The sequence below is a fragment of the Nocardia carnea genome (assembly GCF_029868855.1).
Classification (GTDB): domain Bacteria; phylum Actinomycetota; class Actinomycetes; order Mycobacteriales; family Mycobacteriaceae; genus Nocardia; species Nocardia carnea_A.
In genome coordinates this window covers 1-2,536 of sequence record NZ_JARWOV010000334.1, presented here as the reverse complement: position 1 = coordinate 2,536, position 2,536 = coordinate 1, and the positions used below count along the sequence as shown (strand labels likewise).

Genomic DNA, 2,536 nt, shown 5'->3' with positions numbered 1-2,536 from the left:
ACGTCGAGCACGGACAGGAAGATGCTCACCCGCGGCAGCGGCCGGTCCCCGAGACCGAGCTCGGCGGGCGGGGCGGCGGTATCGACGAGCGCCACCTCACCGTCGGCGGGGGGCCCCCCCCCCCCCCGGCGGGGGGGGGGGGGGCCCCCCCCCGACGGTGAGGTGGCGCTCGTCGATACCGCCGCCCCGCCCGCCGAGCTCGGTCTCGGGGACCGGCCGCTGCCGCGGGTGAGCATCTTCCTGTCCGTGCTCGACGTACATGTGCAGCGCACGCCGGTCTCCGGGGTGGTCCGCGATGTGCAGTACCAGCGCGGCAGCTTCAAATCCGCCGACCTCCCCGAAGCCAGCGCGGTCAACGAGCGCAACAGCATGGTGATCGACACCGAATCCGGGGAACAGGTGGTGGTGGTCCAGATCGCCGGACTGCTGGCGCGGCGGATCGTCTGCGATGCGGCGCCCGGTGACCGGATCACCATCGGCGACACCTACGGTCTGATCCGTTTCGGCTCGCGGGTCGATACGTATTTCCCGGCCGGTACCGAACTGCTCGTGAACATCGGGCAGCGGACGATCGGAGGGGAGACGGTGCTGGCGGTTCTGCCGTCGGCGGGGTCGTGATGGAGCAGGTCATCGAAGGCAGGCGGCGCCGGTCCATCAGGTTGCTGCCCAGTATCGTCACGATCCTGGCGCTGTGCTCGGGGCTTTCCGCCGTGAAATTCGGCCTCGAGGGTGAGCTGGAGATCGCGCTTGCCATGATCGGCGCCGCCGCGGTGCTCGATACCTTGGACGGCCGGCTGGCCCGGTTGCTGTCGGCCACCACCAAGATCGGCGCGGAGCTGGATTCGCTGTCCGACGCCATCTCGTTCGGTGTGGCGCCGGCGCTGGTGATCTATGTCGTGCTGTTCGACGGTGAGAGCAGTAGTGCGGGCTGGATCATCGCCCTGCTGTACGCGGTGAGCATCGTGCTGCGGCTGGCGCGGTTCAACACGCTGATGGACGACGACACCAGGCCGGATTGGGCGCGGGAGTACTTCGTCGGCGTGCCCGCGCCGGCGGGTGCGCTCATCGCGATGGCGCCGATCGCGTTGTTCGTCCAGTTCGGCGACGGCTGGTGGACCAGCTTCCCGATCGTGGCGGCTTGGACGGTGTTCACCGCGGCGCTGTGTGTGAGCACGATTCCGACGCTGGCGATGAAATCTGTTTCGGTGGCCCCCCAGGCCGCCGCGGGTCTGCTGGTGCTGGTCGCCCTGGCCGGTGCTGCGCTGATCACCTATCCGATCGTGCTGCTGCTGGTGCTCATCGTGCTGTATCTCGGTCATATTCCGTTCGCCTGGTATTCGCAGCGGTGGGTGGCCGCCCGGCCCGAGACCTGGCAGTACAAACCGGCCGAACGGCGGGCTCAGCGCCGGGCCGATCGCCGGATGCCGGTGTTGCGCCGGCCGGAGATCCGGCGGCCGGTGTTGCGCGGGGATTCGCGGCTGCGGTTGCGGCGGCCGAGCGGCCGCAACTGAGATCGTCAACTTTTGGTTGACGACCCATTGGGCGTCAACCTATAGTTGACGCATGAACTCGCCAGTGCGATTGGACGACCTCATCGAGGTCATCAAAAAAGCCCGTCCCGACAATGCCCTGGAACAGCTCTCCGACGCGGTGGTCGCCGCGGGGCACCTCGGCGATGTGGCCGACCATCTGATCGGTCACTTCGTCGATCAAGCCCGCCGCTCGGGCGCCTCCTGGACCGAAATCGGCGCCAGTATGGGCGTCAGCAAACAGGCCGCACAGAAACGTTTCGTCCCCAAGGCTCCGGGAGACCCGTCCGCCGAAATGGACCCCAACGCGGGCTTCGCCAAATTCACCGAACGGGCCCGGACCATGGTCGTCGCCGCGCAGGAGGCGGCCGGCGGATCCGGCAGTGCCGAAATCCACCTTCCCCATCTCATCCTCGGGCTGCTCAGTGAAGCCGACAGCCTCGCGGTCCGGCTCATCGCCGACCAGGGTGTCGCGCCGGTCGACCTCGCCGCTGCCGCCATCGCGGCCTCGGGGGCGGAACCCGGCGCGGCGATCTCACCCGAGGAACTGAAGGCCGCAACGTCCAGCGGCAAGATGAGCGGACTCGTGCCCTTCGACGCCGAAACCAAGAAAGCTCTGGAACTGACATTCCGGGAAGCGCTGCGGCTCGGTCACAACTACATCGGCACCGAACACGTCCTGCTCGCGATCCTGGAGCAGGAGAACGGGGCGGGCATCCTGTCCGATGCGGGCCTGCGCAAGGATGCGCTCGAAACCCGGTTGGTCGAACTCCTCCAGCAGATCGTCGCAGGTAAACCGTAGTGCGGTGACCCGGCGGGCCGATGCCTCCGCCGGGTGCCGGAAACCGGAAAAGGGCGCGGGGGGGGCGCCGGGGGGGGGGGGGGGGGGGGGGGGGGGGGGGGGGGGGGGGGGGGGGGGGGGGGCGCCGCGCGGGCCGCGGGGGGGGGGGGGGGCGGGGGGCCCCCCACCCCCCCGCCGCCCCGCGGGGGGGGGGGGCGGGGGGAGG

Annotated in this window: 4 protein-coding genes; all 4 read left to right on the top strand. The window is 69.9% G+C overall.

The window, feature by feature from the left end:
* The coding region (locus QH195_RS33950) for a phosphatidylserine decarboxylase (protein ID WP_280438412.1) at nucleotides 1-618 on the top strand (618 nt) is incomplete at its 5' end.
* Complete coding sequence (locus QH195_RS33945; protein ID WP_280438413.1) at nucleotides 618-1,511, top strand: CDP-alcohol phosphatidyltransferase family protein; 894 nt, start codon at nucleotides 618-620, stop codon at nucleotides 1,509-1,511. The genes QH195_RS33950 and QH195_RS33945, both read left to right, overlap by 1 nt.
* A 52-nt stretch (nucleotides 1,512-1,563) precedes the next feature.
* Nucleotides 1,564-2,331, top strand: a complete 768-nt coding sequence (locus QH195_RS33940) for a Clp protease N-terminal domain-containing protein (protein ID WP_280438411.1) — start codon at nucleotides 1,564-1,566, stop codon at nucleotides 2,329-2,331.
* A gap of 4 nt (nucleotides 2,332-2,335) precedes the next feature.
* Nucleotides 2,336-2,536 (top strand): hypothetical protein (locus QH195_RS33935; RefSeq protein ID WP_280438410.1); only part of this gene is annotated, 201 nt, incomplete at its 3' end.